The organism is Maribacter sp. R86514 (assembly GCF_044597005.1).
In the GTDB taxonomy this organism is placed as follows: Bacteria; Bacteroidota; Bacteroidia; order Flavobacteriales; family Flavobacteriaceae; genus Maribacter.
The window spans coordinates 1,775,927-1,795,329 of the sequence record NZ_CP138999.1 but is presented as its reverse complement, the minus strand read 5'-3'; the positions used below and the strand labels follow the sequence as shown (position 1 = coordinate 1,795,329).

Genomic DNA, 19,403 nt, shown 5'->3' with positions numbered 1-19,403 from the left:
ACTATTTAGGATTACCGATATAACTGTTGATCTCAAATTTTATATGTTCAAACCCTTTTCCTTTAAAAGGCTGTGTCTGTTGTATACCGTGTTCTAATTTTCTATTGGGAAAAAGCTTATCTGCAATAGCTTTGTTAGGTGAACCGTTGACAAAGCAGTTTTCTAGACTGCTATTTATTACCTCTAGACTATCTAATTCCAATGGTTTGTAATTGAAAAATTGCTTTCGCTGAATTCTTACACCTTCCGCAACAAATTTATGATCCACCCAAATAAGTTCTTTATTTTCATCGTAATAAGAAATGATCAATTGCGGAATGGTCACTTCTTGTACTCCAGAGTTAAACAAGACTCCGTTAAAACCTTGTTCTGTATATTCTAGATCCTGTAGGGCCACATGTTTATATAAATCTGTATTAGCGGTATTACCTGCAGATTGTAGGTTGAACTTAGTGGGTTGCTGTTCAAAACTGACCGGTGTAAATTGGTCTGGGTCGAATGTTGGTGGTAAGGTGTCTTTTGTCGATGACCATGCAATACCTTCAAAGTTAATTTTAAAAGTCGTTGTTTCTTTCGGCATTAACTTATGTTTTATTTGATGCTTTGCATTGTAATTCGCCAATTCTTTGTTGTCGTCGTTGTAAAGGGTGGCTTTAATTACAATATCCGCCGGTGTGTTGTCCACATTTTGTAACTCGCCTATAATGCTATATTGACCCTTGTATTTCACCAATTTGGCAGATAAAATTTCTAGTACAGGTTGTTTTAATACATCTTCATGATAGGTTTCTTGAGTTGTGATCTTTCTTCTACCATGGTTATAATACGTAGTGCCATTAGCGGTAAATAATTGATCTGGCGGTATGTCGTTATCAAATTTCAACGATTTTAGGTACCATTTGTTTTTTCGTTTTACTAGCTCATAAAATTCATTATTGAATACATTTTCCAAAGGGGTTATCCAGCGTGTAGCTACTTTGGCTTTTGCGCTATTTTCTGTCTTGTCATAGATTTCTACGCCTAAAGAGTCTAGTTTGGCGTATGAGCTCAAAATACCATCGGTTACAGAGACCTCTAGCATATATTGGGCAATATCAATATCATCTTCTGGATCAATGTATGAATGTGCTCTTGAGAATTCTTTGAAATCTAGCGCATCGTAATAAGCCTCTACAACGTTGTTGGGCGAAATTTGTGTTACGTTCTTTACATAAAAAAGATACATTCCGTAGCCCATACAGATTAGCACTAACAACGCCCACCAATGGGAGAAGGTCAATAATTTGGAGGGAAATTTATTGTATGGCAATTCTAACTTCATAAAAGAATGGACCGGTACTTTTCTAGACTTTAAAAGTCTGATCCATATCATTTGAATATTTACCATTATTGCTATGAGTACTGTAGATATAGGTATAATGCCCCACATGATTTTCATTATAGTAGGTACATCTTGCTTTGGCATAATTTGGGGTATAGGTGCCACATTGAGCTTTTCCCAAACCATAATGCCGTTTTCTAATTGCTGCAGCCGTTGCCAACCACAGTAATAGAGAATGGGGTCATAGAATTTATCGTTCGAGAAAATATATTTGAGATTGTATTTCTCGGGTACGGTCAAAAATTGCTGCAAGGATCCAATACCTTCTACGCCTCTAAATTTGGAGTTTTCTATGCGCTCTATAGCTCTGGTAGTTAATTCTGGCAATCTGCGTGCAGAGTGGTAATTACCATCAACGGTCATTGCTCTTGTCTGTGCAGAGAGCCATGCCATTTGGTCGCCAAAACCTAAAGGTAAATAGCGCCAAGAGTCATGGGAATCTGCCCCAAGAAAGTTAACAATGGGCAGCATTTTGATCTTAGCGGGTTGCGATGGCCTAAAATACCCCAATGTCATTGTAAAAAGCACCATAAATAACATACCGCCGGCTATAAGTCCGCCCAATACCCTATGGTAAACCCCTCCGAATTTATCTTGTATCAATGTTTTAAGATCACCTTCTACCATCCGGTAGGCGAACTCGGCGAATATAGGGAGCGCCATAATGGTAGCCCATAAGGTAAACCTATCCAAAGTTAAAATGTTAAAAGCCATTTCACCCAACATTAAGCGTGGTATAGGGGTGGTACCACCTGTACCTAATATGGTCAATAGCGTAAACGATAATCCGAAGAAAACATACCTTTTACTGAAATATCTGTAAAAGAAGTAGGGTAGTATAAAAAGAAATACACCCCAAGGAATCAGGAAAAACACAAGGCCCGATGAGGTAATCTCTAAGAAATTATCTCGAGAACCATGTGGTATGGCCACTTGGGTAATTGGGTTTCTCTTAGAGTTGTACCAGTATGGGAATATGCAGAAAACCAGTAAAAATATTGCAGTACCACCAAACTTGGCTATACGCCAAAAATGCTGTAGCGTAGTACCCCAAAATACTTTGAAGGTAAGTGCTTTATAAGATTCAACCTTTTCTCTGGCGGCATCCATAACGGCCATGCCCATTAACGGGGCTATAAAGAAAACCATACCGAACAGCGGAGTTACATGATGAGATGTTACCGTTACCGCTAGCATGGTTGCAGATGTTATAAAATACCGTGTCTTGCCCGTTTTTATCCAAAGGTAAATTTCTGTCATGGAGTGTAACAGAATGGATAATGCCGATACACTGGGCAGCTGGCCGAAAATGTGCAGTGTTTCAACAAATGTTGATGAAAATACCGCCATAACCGCCCCGTAACCTGCAATACGTCGGCTGCCTGTCATGAGTAGGGTATACCTATAGGCGCCTGTTATGAACAGCACAATGGCTATTAACGCAACGGTGTACATGCCAAACTTAAGCCCACCAATATAGGAAAGTATACCTATAAGCTGGTGAACCAGTGGAGGGTACGACTGTACCGTAAAGCCCGTATACCATCTATATTCCCAAGGGTCGAACCAGCTGCTGGCATAATGGTCGGCAAAAAATAAATGGATCAAGGCATCGTAGGTATACTCTAACGTAAAGAAAATGGCAGAACCATGAAACGCTAGCCCTACGATCAAAGCCAGTATTAAAAGGGTATTGGTTTTTTTTTTCAAAAGTTATATTAGAACTAATTCTACATAAAGGTACTTAAAATATATAAGAAGATTTTTACAATAAAAATAGTTTTGTTTTTGTTTTAACAATAGATTACTTACAATATTTTAATCTGCTAATTTAATAACTTAAAATCTATTGATTGTCAAATTTGTGAACGATTGATTTAAACCATTGGCCTACACTAAACGGTCAACCATCTTCTTTTGACCAAAATAAAAATGTTTGGCACCTAAATTTGGCAATGTAAACTATCACTAACCATAACCGAACGTATGAAAATTTTAGCCATAGACGACCAAAAGCTTATTCTCCTTTCCGTTGAAAAACGATTGACGGAATTGGGCTATGTGGTTGAAACTGCAACTTCTATAGAGATAGGTATACAGTTATTCAATTCTTTTCAACCAGATTTGGTGTTGTTGGATATGAACATGCCAGAAATGTCTGGTACAGATTTGGTTTCGTGTACCGGTACAGAAGTGGTCAAATATATACGATTGTTCATGAGAAACGATACGCCTATTCTGGTGATGTCAGGTAATACTGATGAGCATGTGATTATGCAGAATTTTGATTTAGGTGTCAATGATTACTTAAAGAAACCTGTGAGTTTAGATGAAATGGCCGCTAGGATCAAAAGAATAATAGGTGCTCCTAAAACCAGTGGCGTTAAAAGCGAAATAAAGACAGATACTCGTATTCTACAGAAGAATTGTGTAGGTGTAGTCATACCTTGTTATAATGAAGAAGAAAGACTCTCAAGTGAAGCTTTTAAAGATTTTGCACATAAAAACCTAGGCTATCATTTATGTTTTGTTAACGATGGTAGTACCGATAATACGCTGGCGGTTCTTAATAAATTAAAAAAAGAGAACCCTGCTAATATTAGTATTTATAACTGTAAACAAAATGGGGGTAAGGCAGAAGCCGTACGGCAGGGTATCCTTCATTTGGTAAAAGATCAACAATTAGATTACATAGGCTTTTTAGATGCCGACCTTTCTACTGATTTTAGAGATTTCGATGATTTGGTAAAAACCATTGAAAGTTCAGATTTTAAAATAGTAAGCGGTTCTCGAATAGCTAGAATGGGCGCTAATATTACAAAAGAGTCTGCTCGAAAAATTATCAGCTCTACCATTAACCTGATCATTCAAACTATTTTGGGTATGCCATTTAAAGATACCCAATGTGGTGCTAAAGTAATGGATAGGGAGATAGCCTCTAATATGTTCAATAAAAAATTTGTTACCAAATGGTTGTTCGATGTTGAGCTATTTATGAGAATGAAAAAACACTATGGCAAAAAAGCCGTAAAAAAGATGATTTGTGAACAACCTTTAAAAAGATGGATTCATGCCGATGGGTCTAAATTATCAATGAGAGATTCTTTGAAAATTGTAGGTCAGCTTGCTCAAATTGCAGTTCACTATAGATAATATTGTTTAAAATTTTGGGATCATAGGTTTAGTTTTGAAAGTGTTGAGATATAATCATCTCAGCACTTTTTGTTTTTATGTAGTCAATGTCTCTTATTACCAAAGTGTATCTTTGTGTTATATTTTAAAGGTATTGGGCAACATTCAAAATTATACTACAACTACTTTTAACGAACTGCTACAGTTTCTTGGTAGCACCAGTTTTTCAAAATCGGTTTTGACGGTACTTGCCGTGGTAACACCATTGGGTATAGGTTTATCTACAGGTTATGCAGAAATAGGCGTTGCTATTTGTTTTGGTGCCTTTTGGTGTAACCCAAGTGATGTTAATGGTAGCCTTAAACATAAGGTATACGGTATTCTATTTTCTGCGGCCTTGGTTATGGTAGTAAGCTTTATTGGCGGTTATGTTCATTATTCTCCTTTACTTTCTTTAGTGATATTAGGTGTAACCAGTTTTGCTATTTCTTTGATTTCGGCTTATGGCTTTAGGGCTTCGCTCATTAGTTTTTCTGGTTTATTGGCATTGATATTAAGTTTTGCCCATACGCCTGGTGAGCTAAAAATTTATGAGTATTCTTTATTGGTTGGTCTTGGCGGGCTATGGTATTTGGCAGTATCTCTAGTTTGGTTTAAGATAAACCCAAAAGGACAGACAGAAGAGATTTTATATGAAACTATTGGGCATACCGGTAAATTATTAAAAAAAAGGGGAAAACTTATCGATGAGAATTCTAATAGAAAAAAATTGCTCAAAGGTTTATTCTTAATACAGAGCCAACTTACTGAGCAACATGAAACTCTTCGTGAAATTCTTATTCTTTCCCGTAAAAATTCGGGTATATCAGTGTATAATGGTAAGCGAGTGCTAGTTTTAGTGCAGCTTATAGAAATGCTAGAGACTGCTGGCGCCAATCCGGTTAATTATGCCAAGATGGATAAGCAGTTTCAAATGTATCCAGAGTTTATTAAGTTGTTTCAAAGCCTTATTTACGAAATGGCAAAGCAATTACGAACAATTGGTGAAATTGGTAACAAGCCTAACAAAATACCTAGTCATGTTGAGCTAAATACCCGCTTTGAAAAAATACGGATTAAAATAGAAGAACTTGGTAAGATAAAGGATGCCAAGGCTTATGAAGCTTTTATTATGTTCCAAAACTTGTTGGAATATCAAGAAAAGCAATTTGATACACTTAAGCGCATAAAGTGGTTGCTCAGTGATCATGACGTTGCTTCAGAAGAATTTATAGATAAAGAGATTTTAAAACGTTTCTTGATTTCTCAAGATTACAGTCCACGGATATTATTGCGAAACCTCAGTTTTAGGTCTACTATTTTTAGACATTCATTGCGTATGGCGATTACTTTAATGATCGGTTTTGTACTGGGTAATGTATTCGCTTTCCAAAATACATATTGGATCTTGTTGACCATTATATTAATCATGAGACCAAACTATGGCCTTACCAAAACGCGCTCTAAAGACCGAACTATTGGTACTTTAATTGGTGGTGTCATAGCTACGGTCATTGTTTATTTGGTACAAGATGTATATGTGTACGCTACTTTGGCATTGATTTCATTTGTCATCGCATTATCCATGCTTCAAAAAAATTATAAGGCATCTGCCATATACGTAACGCTAAGTATTGTATTTATTTATGGAATTTTGCAGCCCGATGTAATGACGGTAATACAATACCGAATTATCGATACCCTTTTAGGTGCAGGTTTATCGTATTTGGGTTTTCTTTTTTTATGGCCTAGCTGGAGTTTTCAAGAAATACAAAAAGATATTACAAAGAGTGTTGAAGCGAACAGAATGTATTTATCTAAAATTTCAGATTATTATGTAAACAAGGGCACCGTACCTACAAGCTATAGACTGGCACGTAAAAGTGCCTTTTTACAAACTTCAAATTTAAGTTCGGCATTTCAGCGCATGACTCAAGAACCACACTCTAAGCAGAAGAACTTGAATAAAATTTATGAGTTGGTTGAGCTGAACCATAACTTTTTATCCTCGTTGGCATCATTAAGTATTTATATTCAACACCATACCACAACAGAAGCATCAGAACGATTTAGTGGTATTGTTTCTAAAATAGATGAAAATCTTGGTTTGGTGCTACAATCACTTTCCAATAGTATTGACAGTGGTAATGAGCCTAATTTTGAAGAGGTAGTTTCATTTGAAAAACAATTGCCTAAGTTCGATTCTGAAAATGTGAATTTGAATGACGAAGATAATAGTATTATAAAACGAAATCATCAAGAAGAACAGCTAATTTGGGAACAGTTACGTTGGTTATATTCCCTAAGTTCTACTATGATGAAGTTGACTTCAAGTTTGTGATAAGAATTTAGATTATACTATTCTTCGGAAAAATCGTTCTTCTTAAAATCAACACTTTTAGTTTCTAGGTAAGTCCATATTTCTGCCATATTACCTGAATCGGATAGTTCATTGAAATCGGGTTGAGAAAGGCAATAGGTGAGAAAGCCGTTTACGTTTGATTCTGGTATATTAAAATGTTCTGCTATTGTTCGTTTTGAAAATTTATAAATAATTTCTTTTTCTAAATTCATGTTTTCATCGCGCTCCACCATTTCTTCTAATGATTTGGTTCTGCCAGAAACTTTGTTCATGATTTTATGGGTGTTTACCTTAACACTCAACCCAACATAACTCAAAATTTCATTTAGCTTACCGTACTCATCCATTATTTGGAGACTTACATATTTTCCTCTATCAGCTTCTTGTAACAGCCTTTCACTTTGGGTCATTTTGGTGACATCTGCATTTTGTAGCCCTAAGGAATATGATGTTACTGTAGGTTCTATATGCAGCCTATCTATATCTCTGTCAATATCTCCGGTTAAATTATATGGGGTTACTATAACTTCTTTTAAATCAATTATATTATCAATTAGTTGAATAGTAATTAAACTACTATTCATATGAGATTCACTAATTACTATTTCTTTTGGTAGGTATTGCACGGCAGTAATACGTACCGAGTCTTTTAACTTTACCTCGATAGAAAATATACCTAGGGAATCTGTTATGGTAGATTTGTTAGAATTGAGATTTACGATTAATACGTTAGAGACATCATTTTTAGAACTTGAAACCTTGCCTTTTAATAAGGTAGTATTGTCTTGGCCAAACCCCAAAAAGGAGGCTAGTACTGCTATAAGTATGAATAGTAAATGTTTTGGCAATGGTTGTGTTTGTGCTAAAAATACTACGCCTTTATTTAAAAAATGAAAAGATTAAGTTAAAACAGGAATACTGATTACTAGTATTTTAGAATTACTTAAGGTGTCTAATAAGCAAGAAATGAGACATAAAAACGATGGGTACTATACATGTCGGTAAAAAACAATATGGATACTGAAAAAGAGCCACATTTGGTTGCTCAAATGCAAATTGCTGAATTGGTAAAGGGGAAGACAATATGGCTATAGTTACAATAAAAGATAAAAATAGCAGCCCAATGTAATTCCAAACTATGAAAGATGTTCGTGCCATCACTTTGTTTTTTACCAGTTCATATATTAAAATAATACCTGCGGACATCCCGATGAATACATCAAAATTCCAACCTGAGAATGTCATAATTTCAGGAATCATACTTTCTATGTAAAGTGCATAAAGACATAATTCTACAGGGATTCTTATAATGTGAATTCCTATCAAAAAAAATCTGTTCAATTTGATGACGGCAATCATCCTAAAATACACAACAGATAATAGAATAGTAGCGATAATAGCCAATGGGAATAATAAGGGCTTTTCTTTAAACACTTCAAAGTAAGACAGAAGTCCTATGACTACCTGCCAAACAATGAGAACAGATACCATTTTTAGGTTTTTTCCTATTCCATTAAAAAACAAGAATAAGGTCAGTAGTGTAATAAATAAAAATACGGCTTCTAGCATAATATCTTATTATCTACCAAATTGCTGTAAGTGATGATCGGTATGTTTATAAACAAATATGCCAATTTCGTCGTTGGTCATTTTTCCAAAAAACGGATGAATGAAGTTTGTGTTTGAGTAACCGTTATAATCGTTTAGTAAACTGATCCACTTTTTCTTTTCAATATCGAAATCTCCTGACCCAGATATTTTTAATTCAGGATGCGTAGGTTGGTTTTTCTTCATTGGGTGTTCATTTTTTATAATTCCCTTTAATGCCATTTTGCCAAATAATTTGCCAATGAAGAGTCTTTTATATTGCTTTTTACCTTGAAACATTTCTTCGCCTAACGTGCAATGTTTTAGCATTTGATATGCGTTCATCTTACCCCATTTTGCACTGTCAGATTCCTTTAGGTTCTGAATTCTTTTAATCAGTTCGCTATTAGTGTTCTTGTCGAATATTGTTTTCATAAAGTGGTTTTATATTTTTTGTCTTTTTGAACAGCTGTTGTTATAAAGACAAATATATATGCCACTTTTCACTAAAAAATTGCCCTATGGCAAAAACGGACTTTACGATGCTATTTCTTTGCGAATACGACTTAACGAATACTTTGTAATGCCTAAATATGTGGCAATATGCTGTAGCGAAACGTTTTTAATAACGTGTGGTTTCTCTTGTAGTAATCGTAGATAGCGTTCTTTTGCTTCATCTGCTATAAATGATACACGCTGATTCTTAAGTGCAAAATAACTACCTACCAATTTTTTACGTCCTTGCTCCCTAAAAGGTTCAATGCTATGAAATAGTTGTTGAAAGGTATCAAAGTCTAATTGCCAGCAAACAACGTCGGTCAAGGCTTGAATATTTTCTCTCGTAGGGTTGCGAAGAAAAAAGGAAGACCAATCTATTGCGATTTCGCCTTGCCCATAAAAATCTGTAGTAATATCGTTGCCTTTGGTGTCATTAACAAACGAACGCGCAAAACCGCTTTCTATAAACCAATAGTGGTTTTCGGTTTTACCTTCTTTTAAGAGAAAGTCGTTTTTACTAAAACTTACTTTTTTGAATTTTGGAATAATGATTTTCAGTTCGCTTTCTGAAAAAGTAGTAGGGGAGAATATATGCTTTAGAAAATGTTGGTCTTGCATTTTAAATTTTTATTAGCTGTAGTTTCTGCTGAATTTTATTTTAAAAATTCGGTTCTAAACTACTAAAAATTAACACTTAAACTATTTATTAAAATGTAAAATTTCAATATTGTTTTTAAAGACTTTTACCACCTCTTTATTAGAGTCTATCTTTCCATTTCTCGAAAAAATCAGAGGTTTTTCTTTCATTCTCTTTGGATAAGTCCATACCTTCTAAAAAATAATATGCCCTACGGCTTTTGATAAAATTCTCTGCTTTAAGTAACGGTATAATGCTTTGGATTATATTATTCGTTATCATTTGCTTTTCCTTTAAAATGTTCAGGAAAATATCAATTTCTTGGTAGGTAAACTCAGAAATTAAAGGGGTGAGTTGATTAAAAAAATCAGGACTCAGTTCTTGCTGTGTTTGCAGAATAGAAGTTAAGAATAGCATACGGTTCGTTGGCTTTAGCATGGATAATAACTCTTCTGAACCAAAAACGTATTTGCTTTTAGGTGCATTTTCCCAGTAAGGCAAACTTGATTTCAATAGCGAAGGGTTTGTTTCTATTGCATTTAAGATAGCACGGACCGTTTGTTTTGAATAATCTTCTTTCTTTGTCAATTGCTCGATGGCAAATGCTTGATAATCCTTTTGTTTCAATAATAACCGTAAATCTTGTTTTGAATACGATTTTCCTGTGATATCTTTTATGTGTTGTTTTATATCGCCATGAACCCAATGCCAGAGAGAGTAGCACGTCCACACGGCACCTTTTACATATGCCGATTTTTCCAATAAAATGGTTTCTCCAGACATAGCGTCAACCCCTTCACCACCAACGGTACCTACAATTTCATCTTTAAAAACATCTTGTAGTGGAGAATCTTCATTTTTTAATATGTCATTTAGTTTTTTATAATCGGTATCGGTAAAGCTTATACCTTCGGCTTTTTCTAAATGCACATCTTTTGGTAATACCAGCTTATTAAAACGCCCTAATTCATCCCAATATATGCGAACCACATCTATTTTACATTGATTGTCTCCGCATACAACAGATTCTACATCCATATAGAATTCATGGGGCAAGGCACTATCATTTGTTACTTCTACCAAGGTGCAAACAACAGGCTTGGTTAAGCTGATACCTTTATGTATAATTTGTAAAGAATGTTTTATTTCATCTGTAGAATTAAAACCAACCCATAGGCAAAGGCAAGTAGAAGTAATGAAATGAAGTAAATTTTTCATCTGTAATGCTAAGTTAACTATAACATCTTACTTCAAATAACTTTGCGTGTTCTGCCCCATACGTGCTTTTCAAATTTATACGAATGGCCGTAGTTTCAATCGTGTCAAAATTGAACTTGATCAATCTAGTTTTGTTTTTGTCGATGGTTTCTATGTTGACCCACTTACCGTTTATACGAGCTTCAATATCTAACGATTGTAGCATCTCTTTTGGAATTTTGGTAGTGTATATGTCATTCTCTAAACTGTCTCTACGTAGCATTAAGTTCTTTTTTACGTTGGTATCGCATTTTATTTCAAGTTTAGAAATGCTAACACGGTCTTCCCATTCTACTTGAACGTGTGCCGGTAATCCGTCAGACTGCCAATGATGTTTTTTATCGTGGTAATCTCTAGACCAACCGTCTTTCAATAATTTAGCATCGCCAGAAGATGTACTAGAGCCAAAAATCAACGCAGCGCTTTTGAGCAGATTTGTGTTGTCATTTGCAGGTCTGTTGGGTATAAAGGCATCGTCCCTAATTAATTGTTCTTGTAAATCGTTTATATGGTTTTCACCTAAAGTACGTGGTAATATTTTCTTTTTCACGCACAAGGCTGCCGCAGTACCAACTGCTTGCCCTTCTAAAGCACAGGTAGCCATTATGCGAGAAGAGGATAATGCAATATGTGTCTGACTTATATTTCTTCCGGCAAATAGCAGGTTTGGTACATTTTTAGAGTACAACGAGCGAAACGGAATTTGATAGGGTTCTTCAAAATCTTCATGAAAATAACTAGGCGGTTCGCTTAAATTCTCAATACCGCCAGGGTTATGTTCATCTAAAGACCATCCGCCAAAGGCTACGGCATCATTAAACTGCTTGTTTCCTATTAAATCTGGCTCGCTAAGAATATAGTCACCAATAAATCTGCGGCTTTCTCTTTTACCTGGTAATGATGATACCCAATCAAGGGCATAGTTTTCGGTCTCTGGGAATTTTCCTGAGTTTTTCATGTAATCCCAAACGCCATAGGCATACCCTAATAGTTTATGCTTATTGTCTTCAAATTCACCTATAATATCTTCATCACTTCCTAATTCAACCCACCAAAAACCCAATTCAAAAGGTTTTAACTGTCTTCCTTTATGAGATTTTTCCGCATCGTATTTTATGGTAAAATGTGGCGGTTCAAAAGGCATTGGCTTACCCATATCTTTTGATCCCAAAAGAACGGTAGAACCCATTTGCCATCCATCTGCCTCATTGGGTGCATATTTCTCGTTGAATTCAGATGAGGCTTCTCTACCGGTTCTGTATAGTGCACCTGCAGTTGCTCCCAATAGTCCATCTCCAGAGCAGTCAATGAACATATTCGCTTCTATGGTAAATTCGGTTTCAGTGGTCAACTGCCAGCAATAAGCAGCTTTAATAGTACCGTCGTCTGACAGTATTGCCGTTATTGCCGTGGTGTTGAGTTTTAGGTCAAGATTCTCTTCTTTGGTAATAAAGTCATACAAAACATGGTCCCAAACGGGATAGGAGTCTTGCGGATTATGAAAACGATTGTGCAGTAGTATTTCTTCTATAATACCGGTTTCGCGTTCAGGTAATCCATTTCTCAAATGATTTACACCATTAAGGTGCACACGTATTTCGCTTGAAGAGTTACCGCCTAAAACAGGGCGATCTTGAATTAAAACTACTTTAGACCCGTTTCTTGCGGCTGATATTGCAGCGCACATACCGGCTGCGCCACCGCCAATTACGGCAACGTCATATGTAACAGTTTTACGCCTGTCTGGTCTTGGCTTTTTACCAGAACCCATTTGGTGCCATTGTTTTGGATCTGTATTACCAAATGGTTTTTCGGTATTTATTGAATTATAGTCTGTTCTTGTTTTTTCTGCCGGGTTGGAAAATCCGCTTAAAGGTATCATGCTTGCACCCAATGTGCCTTTGACAGATTTTTTAAAAAACTTTCTTCTTTTCATATTTCTGCGAGTCATTTAAGTGATCAAAACTTTTACGCTCTATTACTAGTCCATATTTAAATATTTGTAGCCAAAGCTATATGCCGTTTTTTACATTAGAATTAAATATATAATTATGGGAAAGCGCAGCCGGTACTAATTAAGAGATGCCTTCTTTGTACGAGCTAAACAATTATATGAATTTTAAATTCCTTTTAAAGAATGGGAAGATAGGTTTTGGTGATTGTCTAGTTTTTTATGAGAAAATAATTAGTGATTGGAAGTTAAATTTTAATCATAGTTGAATTTTCGCATTATTATGTATAATTATTAAGATAAAAGAGAAAAAATTGTGATGTATACTGATGAATTATGAATAATATTCACAATAAATTTTTACAATAGTTTGGTCTATTTATAGATAGGAAAGAAAAATTAAGGTTTAGTTAATTACAAAGAGACCTAACTAAAACGTAATTTGTTTTAATCAGTAAAACATTGCTGATTTTTATCGCTCATTTTTTATCTGCTCAATGCCTTCTTGATAGGTGGTAACCAAAAACCCTGGAAATCTTTTTTTAAACTTGGTAGAAACGAAAATGTTATTATGCTTGTACCTTGGTAACAATTCTTGCAACTCTTTCATCTGTGACTTAAAAACACCACCTATTTTAAAAGCAATTTTAGGTACAATGGTATATGAAAACTGTTTGCCGTAAATCTTTGAGGTCAACGCTATAAGCTGTTCATAGGTTAATCGGTCATCATCGCAGGGTAGGTGCCAAGTTTGATCAAAGGCGTTGGGCGTATTACCTATTAGAGCCATTGCTTTACTGGCATCTGGTGTCCATATTAGTGTTCTTAAGGTAGCGTCGCTAATAAATACTTTTAATTTTTTGCCTTGTTTTATATTGTCATAAATGATGGCGTTGGTGATGCTTTGCGTTTTGCCAGGACCATAAAATTCTGGAGCTCTACAAATAACTGCTTCTAAATTATTTGCAGCCATTTCATCTAAAAGCATTGTGGTAATTTCTGCTCTTACTTTTCCTTTTGGTCCTACAGGTGCAAATTCGCTCTTTTCGGTTAATGGAGTTTCATTTTGGGCATACATGTAGGTGTTATCAAAGAACACCAATTTGGTATGGTGCTTTTTACAGGCATCGATAACATTACGCATCATTATTGGAAATTGGTCTACCCACATTTTGGTATTCATGGGTAGACCAACCGTTAAATATGCAATTTCACTTCCCTTTACGGCTTCTTCGGTTTTTTGCTTGTCTAATAAATTAGCGGAAAAAAGCACATCGGTATCATGGACCTTCTGCGGATCCCGACTTACAAGCCTAATGTTAGAAGTATACTTTTTCTTTAACTCTTTTGCTAATTCTATTGCAATTTGACCGTTTGCCCCAAGTATGGTTTGCATTTATTTATTTATTTATTGCTTTCTGATCCAGTATTGGGTTCTTCCTAAAAGAGAAAATCCTAAATAACCTCTTACTTTCAGTTTGTTAGGTTCTTCCAATTCTAAGTAACACTTATATTCTTTACCGTTTTCTGGATCTAAAATTGTACCGTCATTATATTCGTCGCCGTCTTTCTTAATATCTTCGATGATAACTAGACCTCTTATTTTTTGACCTTTTTTAGCACCCTTACAGTTGTCGCAAACTTTGTCTGCATCACTTTTATAGCTATTAACTATTTTGGCGAAATACGTATCGTTTGTTTTGTAAATTTCAATAAGCGCTTTTTTCTCGTTAGTCTCATCATCATAGGTTTCCCATTGACCGGTAATAGTTTGTCCGTAGCTAATAAAGCTTATTGTCATTAATAAAAGCGTAAATAAATTTTTCATGTTTTTGTGCTATGTTATATTGTTAATTGATTTATTACCCACTTTTAGTTCTTTAATATTTAAGTTATAGTGGGTAAAAAATAAAGATACTATTTCTTAGTATACTTAAAGCTAATGCAGATTTATAGCATTAAAAATTCAATTTAAAATTTACGATTTTTTCAGATTTATTAAACTCGATTTCAGTGGTTTATAATTGGTAAATAGTATGTTCAACTCTTATGAAAAAATATATTTCACTTACCTAACCAACTACCAACTACCAACTACCAACTACCAGCAATCAGCAACCAACAACTCACAACTAAGCACTAACCACTTGTTTTTTCTTACGCTTCTCTTTAAAATACGCTTTGTTAGCTATGTAAATTGTTTTTCTAACCTCACAAAATACTTGAGTTTTTTCTTTATTGGTGAGCTGCGTGGTTTTAATAACATCAATTTCTTTCTTTTCGGCTACCTGAGCTTTAATTTCTGCAAGCTCATCTTCAGAAAAATTAAAGTCTGCATATAGATTTTCTTTTGCCGGTTTTTTAAAGAATATTTCAGCAGATTTATCCCAAACAACATAGTCGTTGCCCATAATGCTCAAAAGCTGAATCATAGGTATGGGATCTACGGCAGAGAATAGACTACCACCAAAAATGGAATTGACGTAATTTTTGTTTTTATAAGAAAGCGGTAATTTAATTCTAACGTGTAATAAATCTTCTGATACCTCAATTATCTTGGCAGTACTTCTTTTGTACATGGGTGATAGATTAAAACCATATTTAAAAATGGTGTTCTTCTTAAATACTTTAGATGCTACTGCTTCAACTTTTTGGTAAAGGGACATATTTGTGGGTAATTTTCTAATTATAATTTAGGATAAAAGTACGATTAAGTACTTAAATCAGTATCTTCCCAACTGGTATCTTTAGAAACCATATATGTTAATGAAAGTCTTCTTTCATGGATTACGCCACCATTGGCCATAGGGTCAAAACCAGCAGGAACCGTATCACTACCTAATTGTGCACTTCTAACTGCGTTATGTAAACAGTAGAACAAGTCTTCTTTCTGCATCAAATCGTCTTTTGAGACTATTTCCTTATCTTTTATCCAATCTGCTATACTGCCATCTAATTTGCATGTATGATTACTTAAAATATCTTGCATTTGGTCGCCTGCCATCATTTGCCCGGTTATTCCAGGTTCTTTGTATCCAAAATACCAAGCTAACGGCCACGCATTTTCAAATTTCCAACCAATAGCGTTTCTTGCTTGTTCATCATCTCTTGGTGTATCTAAGATTGCTTTTTCATCTTGGGTCATGAAATCTTGAAGATCATTGTTTTCAATAAAATTTAAGATGTGTTCTTTTGGTAAATTTTCTTCAGGTACCATTAACCATAATACCAATGCTTTTATGGCATGTAGTCTATTTGCTATTTCTATAACAGGTCTTAATTGTCTGCCTAAATCTGTTGGTAGTGAGATGGTAGGTTTAAAGCCGGCATTGAAACAATTATCCAGATTTTCTCTTCTTAAATCCGTCATCCAAGAAATGTCATCATAAGATTTTGAAATAGTTTTGTTTTGAGTTTCCTTTTTTGGTTCTTTATTATCTTTTGAACCGAATAGCTTTTTGAATATGCCCATAGCACTGTTGTAATTGTAGTTTGATTTTTTAACGTTTTTGCATATGCTTTGTTGTATTGGTTTAGGCGCAATTAAACTAAAATGATGAATTTAGATGGTCCACGATTGTCTTATCATGTTTTTTAAAAGGTCAAAATAACTCCAGCCTATTTTTCTTGCGGAGAGCAGTGTTAAACTATCTTGATTTTGTCTTTGTGGTCTAGAAGGACCTGTCATGTTAGGTTTCATATTTAAATCGAATAAATAATACTTTCCATTTTCATCTGCACGGCAGTCTATACGAATAGGTGCATTTATTTGTAGCAGTTCCCCAGCTTTTTGGCAATGGCTATACACTTCTAAAATTTCTTTAGATTTCAGTTCATCATCACTCAACACCAAACTATTATTTATGACGGCTATATTACCGTTGTATGGGGCGATACCATCTTTGTGGTTAAATCTTTTTACTGCAGGTAGGCACCAAGGGGTATCGTGTTTTATTTCGTTTTGCTTAATTACATATGTGCCTGAAGGCATTAAGGTAACTGTTATTTCTTGACCGTTTAAATATTGCTCTAGAAGAACGATGTCTCCATATTCTTTATCAGAGAATATATTTTTAAGGCTGTTGTCTAATTCTTTTTGGTTTTTTACCAATGTTACTCCTTGACTTCCACGACCTCTTATGGGTTTAACGACCAAAGGGAAACTTAAACTTAATTTGTATTCGTTAAGGTCTTTTGAGATGATTAATTGTGATTTAGGAACCGGAATTTGATTTTTTCGTAATAATTAGTTCGTAAAATATTTATCATCATAAATGTCCACCTTTTCAGGTAATTGCCCTATAAATTGAAGTTTTTTGTCAAAAAAGTGCTCAATTTCATGCTTTTTATATAAAACGGTATTCAACCAAAATGTGTCTGCTCCTTTACTTATGGCATGTTCGATCCCTTCTTTTGTATCTGGAAAGACCCAATCTAAATCAATGTTAATATCAGGATTTTCAATTGGTGTAATTATGTGAATGCCGTTTTTTTTTCAATTCATAAGCTATGTCGGCTCCACTATCTGAATACCCACCAGGTTTCATTGGTTTCTGAATTCCATTTTTAATAGGTGGGAGTTTTGCCTGATATAAAATCGCTATGTTATTCATGATATTTATTTTAGGTTAAACTGTTAACCTGATACAATAAATATACGTTTTCAAAGAATCCATGCTTTTTAAAAAGGATAAAAGCGGGGAAACGCTATGTTCTTCGATTCAATTTTACCTTAGCTAACTTCGCCAAATAATATATAAGATTCCCTTATAACAAGTAAGATTGTTAATTTGAAACATCTAAAGTATCAACTTTTTATAGGTAGTTAATTAACTGTTTTTTTACAAAACGACTATTGTTTTAACTTATAAGATTTACCGTTTAATTAAGCTATTAATTTCTCTGCTGATATTTTTAAGTTTGTATTTGATATGCAAACGATTTGGCAAATATGTTTTAATTATAGGGTTTAAGCGAAGTTAAATGATGTTTGGCCTTATAAGTTCATTACATAAGTGTTAATGTCTAGTGTGTAAGTTCTAAAAATATGAATTATACACTGAATGAAGCTAAAGCCCTTAAGCTTCAAGGGTATCGGTTTTTATATCATCGAAAGGTATATTTGGCTCTTTTTTAAGCTGTTTCACGGTATAAAAAGCACTTAGTGCCGCCATTATCAGTGCAGGTAGCAATGCCATAAAAATACCATCGTCAATATCAGTATTTGTTAGTGTGAAAAATAAAATGATAGTGACTATTTCTACACCGAACCAGGTTAGTACCAATCTCCATATCCACTTACTAGGTTTTATATTTTTTTCGTCAGCTATTGTTCTGATTTTTTTTGTAAAATAGCCAATGGCGAGTATTTCTAGCATAGATACTTATTAAAGGTTCGTGAATGAATTGGTTCTTATAACCTTTAAATACTATTTATATTTCTTTTACCTATCTAAATTTTATATGCTTAATCATTTTTAAAGTGTACTATTTTCTTATTAAATACCACCGTGTGTGCTATTTGCGATAGCAAGTGCTCCGCTTCTTTATTTTTAATGGTAACCAAGGTGTGTTAATCGATAATTGTATCTAGGCAAAAGGTATTATTAGAACATCCACTTGGTTAATCTAAATATATCAGCCAATTTATACTAGAAACCAAGTGGATGTATATGTAATTAAATAATTATAGTGCTTGTAATTCGCCCGAGGTAATGGCGTCCTTAAAATCTGCGGTAACTACCGTATGGCTATTAAAAAAACGCCCGCCGTCGTTACGCTTTATTTTAACTTGTGTTGTGCCGTCTTTTAACTCTCTAACGGCTGTTACTACAACTTCTTCGCCATGTGCTCGCCTATAATTGGCTATGCCACCACGCTTTATAATAAAGTTTTCTCTTGGGAAATCTATGTGTTTGTATTTGTTGGATTCTGGTTTTCCAATTTCAAAAACATCACCGACATTTACCTCGGTTTGGTTAGTGACGTTGTTTTGTGCGTTTAATAGACTTACTGAAAATAATAGGGTAATTACGTATTTTAACATAACTGATCGATTTAGAGTTAATAAATTTTTTCTTTTTTGGTCTTTTGCTCTTCAGTAGTGCTTTTGTTGGCTGTATTTGGTTGGTTTACTTTTGTTATTTTTAATGAAATAAGGTCTCCGGGTAATCCGTATGAGATTTTATCTTCTACCGCACGGCCAATAACCGATGCGCCTAAACTGCTGATTACAGAAATTTTATTGTTCTTAATATCAACTTCGTTAGGTGATACCATTTGAAATGTTTGACAAATACCAGATTCACCCCTAACTTTAAGCATAGAGTTTAAAGTGATAATATCGAACGGAATATCTTCTGCACTTAAACACAATGCGAAATTCATATTTTGAGTCAGTATTTCTAACGTATTTTTATGAGCATAGTCTTCTATAATATCATTGTTTTCTAAATGATTTTGTATCATCCAAAATTCACTTTGTTCAAAAACGAGAGTACCGTATTTCATATGTTGCCTTATAATGATTGTACTGACTATTCGAAATATTTTTAATAAT

General features: G+C 34.5%; 18 protein-coding genes. 2 read left to right on the top strand and 16 right to left on the bottom strand.

What is annotated here, in order from left to right; translation table 11 throughout:
• Window position 1 precedes the first annotated feature (1 nt).
• On the bottom strand, window positions 2-3,091 hold the full coding sequence (locus SJY30_RS07960) for a hypothetical protein (protein ID WP_396635022.1): 3,090 nt from the start codon (window positions 3,089-3,091) through the stop codon (window positions 2-4).
• A 276-nt stretch (window positions 3,092-3,367) separates the two neighbouring features.
• Here SJY30_RS07960 and SJY30_RS07955 point away from each other — a divergent pair, with 276 nt between their 5' ends.
• On the top strand, window positions 3,368-4,534 hold the full coding sequence (locus tag SJY30_RS07955) for a glycosyltransferase (RefSeq protein ID WP_396635021.1): 1,167 nt from the start codon (window positions 3,368-3,370) through the stop codon (window positions 4,532-4,534).
• A gap of 133 nt (window positions 4,535-4,667) precedes the next feature.
• Window positions 4,668-6,893, top strand: a complete 2,226-nt coding sequence (locus tag SJY30_RS07950) for an FUSC family membrane protein (RefSeq protein ID WP_396635020.1) — start codon at window positions 4,668-4,670, stop codon at window positions 6,891-6,893.
• 17 nt (window positions 6,894-6,910) lie between these two features.
• On the opposite strand, the gene SJY30_RS07945 is transcribed toward SJY30_RS07950, so the two are convergent.
• The 15 genes from SJY30_RS07945 to SJY30_RS07875 all read right to left on the bottom strand — a co-directional run bounded on the left by SJY30_RS07945 (window position 6,911) and on the right by SJY30_RS07875 (window position 19,354).
• Window positions 6,911-7,762, bottom strand: a complete 852-nt coding sequence (locus SJY30_RS07945) for a hypothetical protein (protein ID WP_396635019.1) — start codon at window positions 7,760-7,762, stop codon at window positions 6,911-6,913.
• A gap of 91 nt (window positions 7,763-7,853) precedes the next feature.
• Window positions 7,854-8,483: a hypothetical protein gene (locus tag SJY30_RS07940; protein WP_396635018.1), complete on the bottom strand. Its 630-nt coding sequence runs from the start codon at window positions 8,481-8,483 to the stop codon at window positions 7,854-7,856.
• A 9-nt stretch (window positions 8,484-8,492) separates the two neighbouring features.
• Complete coding sequence (locus tag SJY30_RS07935) at window positions 8,493-8,936, bottom strand: DUF1569 domain-containing protein (protein WP_396635017.1); 444 nt, start codon at window positions 8,934-8,936, stop codon at window positions 8,493-8,495.
• A gap of 102 nt (window positions 8,937-9,038) precedes the next feature.
• Entirely contained in the window at window positions 9,039-9,617 is a 579-nt protein-coding gene (locus SJY30_RS07930; RefSeq protein ID WP_396635016.1) for a Crp/Fnr family transcriptional regulator, read from the bottom strand.
• Between the two features lie 139 nt (window positions 9,618-9,756).
• Window positions 9,757-10,854, bottom strand: a complete 1,098-nt coding sequence (locus tag SJY30_RS07925) for a hypothetical protein (protein WP_396635015.1) — start codon at window positions 10,852-10,854, stop codon at window positions 9,757-9,759.
• 13 nt (window positions 10,855-10,867) lie between these two features.
• Window positions 10,868-12,829: an FAD-dependent oxidoreductase gene (locus SJY30_RS07920; RefSeq protein ID WP_396635014.1), complete on the bottom strand. Its 1,962-nt coding sequence runs from the start codon at window positions 12,827-12,829 to the stop codon at window positions 10,868-10,870.
• A gap of 487 nt (window positions 12,830-13,316) precedes the next feature.
• A complete protein-coding gene (locus SJY30_RS07915; protein WP_396635013.1) occupies window positions 13,317-14,240 on the bottom strand; it encodes an NAD-dependent epimerase/dehydratase family protein in 924 nt (307 codons plus the stop codon).
• A gap of 12 nt (window positions 14,241-14,252) precedes the next feature.
• Window positions 14,253-14,672: a DUF2147 domain-containing protein gene (locus tag SJY30_RS07910; RefSeq protein WP_396635012.1), complete on the bottom strand. Its 420-nt coding sequence runs from the start codon at window positions 14,670-14,672 to the stop codon at window positions 14,253-14,255.
• A 304-nt stretch (window positions 14,673-14,976) separates the two neighbouring features.
• Complete coding sequence (locus SJY30_RS07905; protein WP_396635011.1) at window positions 14,977-15,510, bottom strand: DUF4442 domain-containing protein; 534 nt, start codon at window positions 15,508-15,510, stop codon at window positions 14,977-14,979.
• A 44-nt stretch (window positions 15,511-15,554) separates the two neighbouring features.
• Window positions 15,555-16,316 carry a DUF4272 domain-containing protein gene (locus SJY30_RS07900; protein WP_396635010.1) on the bottom strand — a complete coding sequence of 254 codons (762 nt, stop codon included), beginning with the start codon at window positions 16,314-16,316 and terminating at the stop codon, window positions 15,555-15,557.
• 90 nt (window positions 16,317-16,406) lie between these two features.
• Window positions 16,407-17,045 (bottom strand): ATP-grasp domain-containing protein, encoded by a 639-nt coding sequence (locus SJY30_RS07895; protein WP_396635315.1) that lies wholly within the window; start codon window positions 17,043-17,045, stop codon window positions 16,407-16,409.
• Window positions 17,046-17,304: 259 nt separating this feature from the next.
• Window positions 17,305-17,457: a hypothetical protein gene (locus SJY30_RS07890; RefSeq protein ID WP_396635009.1), complete on the bottom strand. Its 153-nt coding sequence runs from the start codon at window positions 17,455-17,457 to the stop codon at window positions 17,305-17,307.
• A 465-nt stretch (window positions 17,458-17,922) separates the two neighbouring features.
• Window positions 17,923-18,222 (bottom strand): hypothetical protein, encoded by a 300-nt coding sequence (locus tag SJY30_RS07885; RefSeq protein WP_396635008.1) that lies wholly within the window; start codon window positions 18,220-18,222, stop codon window positions 17,923-17,925.
• 308 nt (window positions 18,223-18,530) lie between these two features.
• On the bottom strand, window positions 18,531-18,890 hold the full coding sequence (locus tag SJY30_RS07880) for a hypothetical protein (RefSeq protein WP_396635007.1): 360 nt from the start codon (window positions 18,888-18,890) through the stop codon (window positions 18,531-18,533).
• 17 nt (window positions 18,891-18,907) lie between these two features.
• Window positions 18,908-19,354, bottom strand: coding sequence for a GreA/GreB family elongation factor (locus tag SJY30_RS07875; RefSeq protein ID WP_396635006.1), 447 nt, complete (start codon window positions 19,352-19,354; stop codon window positions 18,908-18,910).
• Window positions 19,355-19,403 lie beyond the last annotated feature (49 nt).

Bases quoted from the DNA above. Each gene is read 5' to 3' on its own strand.
- SJY30_RS07920 (WP_396635014.1), bottom strand. From the start codon at position 12,829: ATGAAAAGAAGAAAGTTTTTTAAAAAATCTGTCAAAGGCACATTGGGT.
- SJY30_RS07880 (WP_396635007.1), bottom strand. From the start codon at position 18,890: ATGTTAAAATACGTAATTACCCTATTATTTTCAGTAAGTCTATTAAAC.
- SJY30_RS07875 (WP_396635006.1), bottom strand. From the start codon at position 19,354: ATGAAATACGGTACTCTCGTTTTTGAACAAAGTGAATTTTGGATGATA.
- SJY30_RS07905 (WP_396635011.1), bottom strand. From the start codon at position 15,510: ATGTCCCTTTACCAAAAAGTTGAAGCAGTAGCATCTAAAGTATTTAAG.
- SJY30_RS07930 (WP_396635016.1), bottom strand. From the start codon at position 9,617: ATGCAAGACCAACATTTTCTAAAGCATATATTCTCCCCTACTACTTTT.
- SJY30_RS07955 (WP_396635021.1), top strand. From the start codon at position 3,368: ATGAAAATTTTAGCCATAGACGACCAAAAGCTTATTCTCCTTTCCGTT.
- SJY30_RS07925 (WP_396635015.1), bottom strand. From the start codon at position 10,854: ATGAAAAATTTACTTCATTTCATTACTTCTACTTGCCTTTGCCTATGG.
- SJY30_RS07900 (WP_396635010.1), bottom strand. From the start codon at position 16,316: ATGGGCATATTCAAAAAGCTATTCGGTTCAAAAGATAATAAAGAACCA.
- SJY30_RS07935 (WP_396635017.1), bottom strand. From the start codon at position 8,936: ATGAAAACAATATTCGACAAGAACACTAATAGCGAACTGATTAAAAGA.
- SJY30_RS07890 (WP_396635009.1), bottom strand. From the start codon at position 17,457: ATGAATAACATAGCGATTTTATATCAGGCAAAACTCCCACCTATTAAA.
- SJY30_RS07910 (WP_396635012.1), bottom strand. From the start codon at position 14,672: ATGAAAAATTTATTTACGCTTTTATTAATGACAATAAGCTTTATTAGC.
- SJY30_RS07915 (WP_396635013.1), bottom strand. From the start codon at position 14,240: ATGCAAACCATACTTGGGGCAAACGGTCAAATTGCAATAGAATTAGCA.
- SJY30_RS07885 (WP_396635008.1), bottom strand. From the start codon at position 18,222: ATGCTAGAAATACTCGCCATTGGCTATTTTACAAAAAAAATCAGAACA.
- SJY30_RS07940 (WP_396635018.1), bottom strand. From the start codon at position 8,483: ATGCTAGAAGCCGTATTTTTATTTATTACACTACTGACCTTATTCTTG.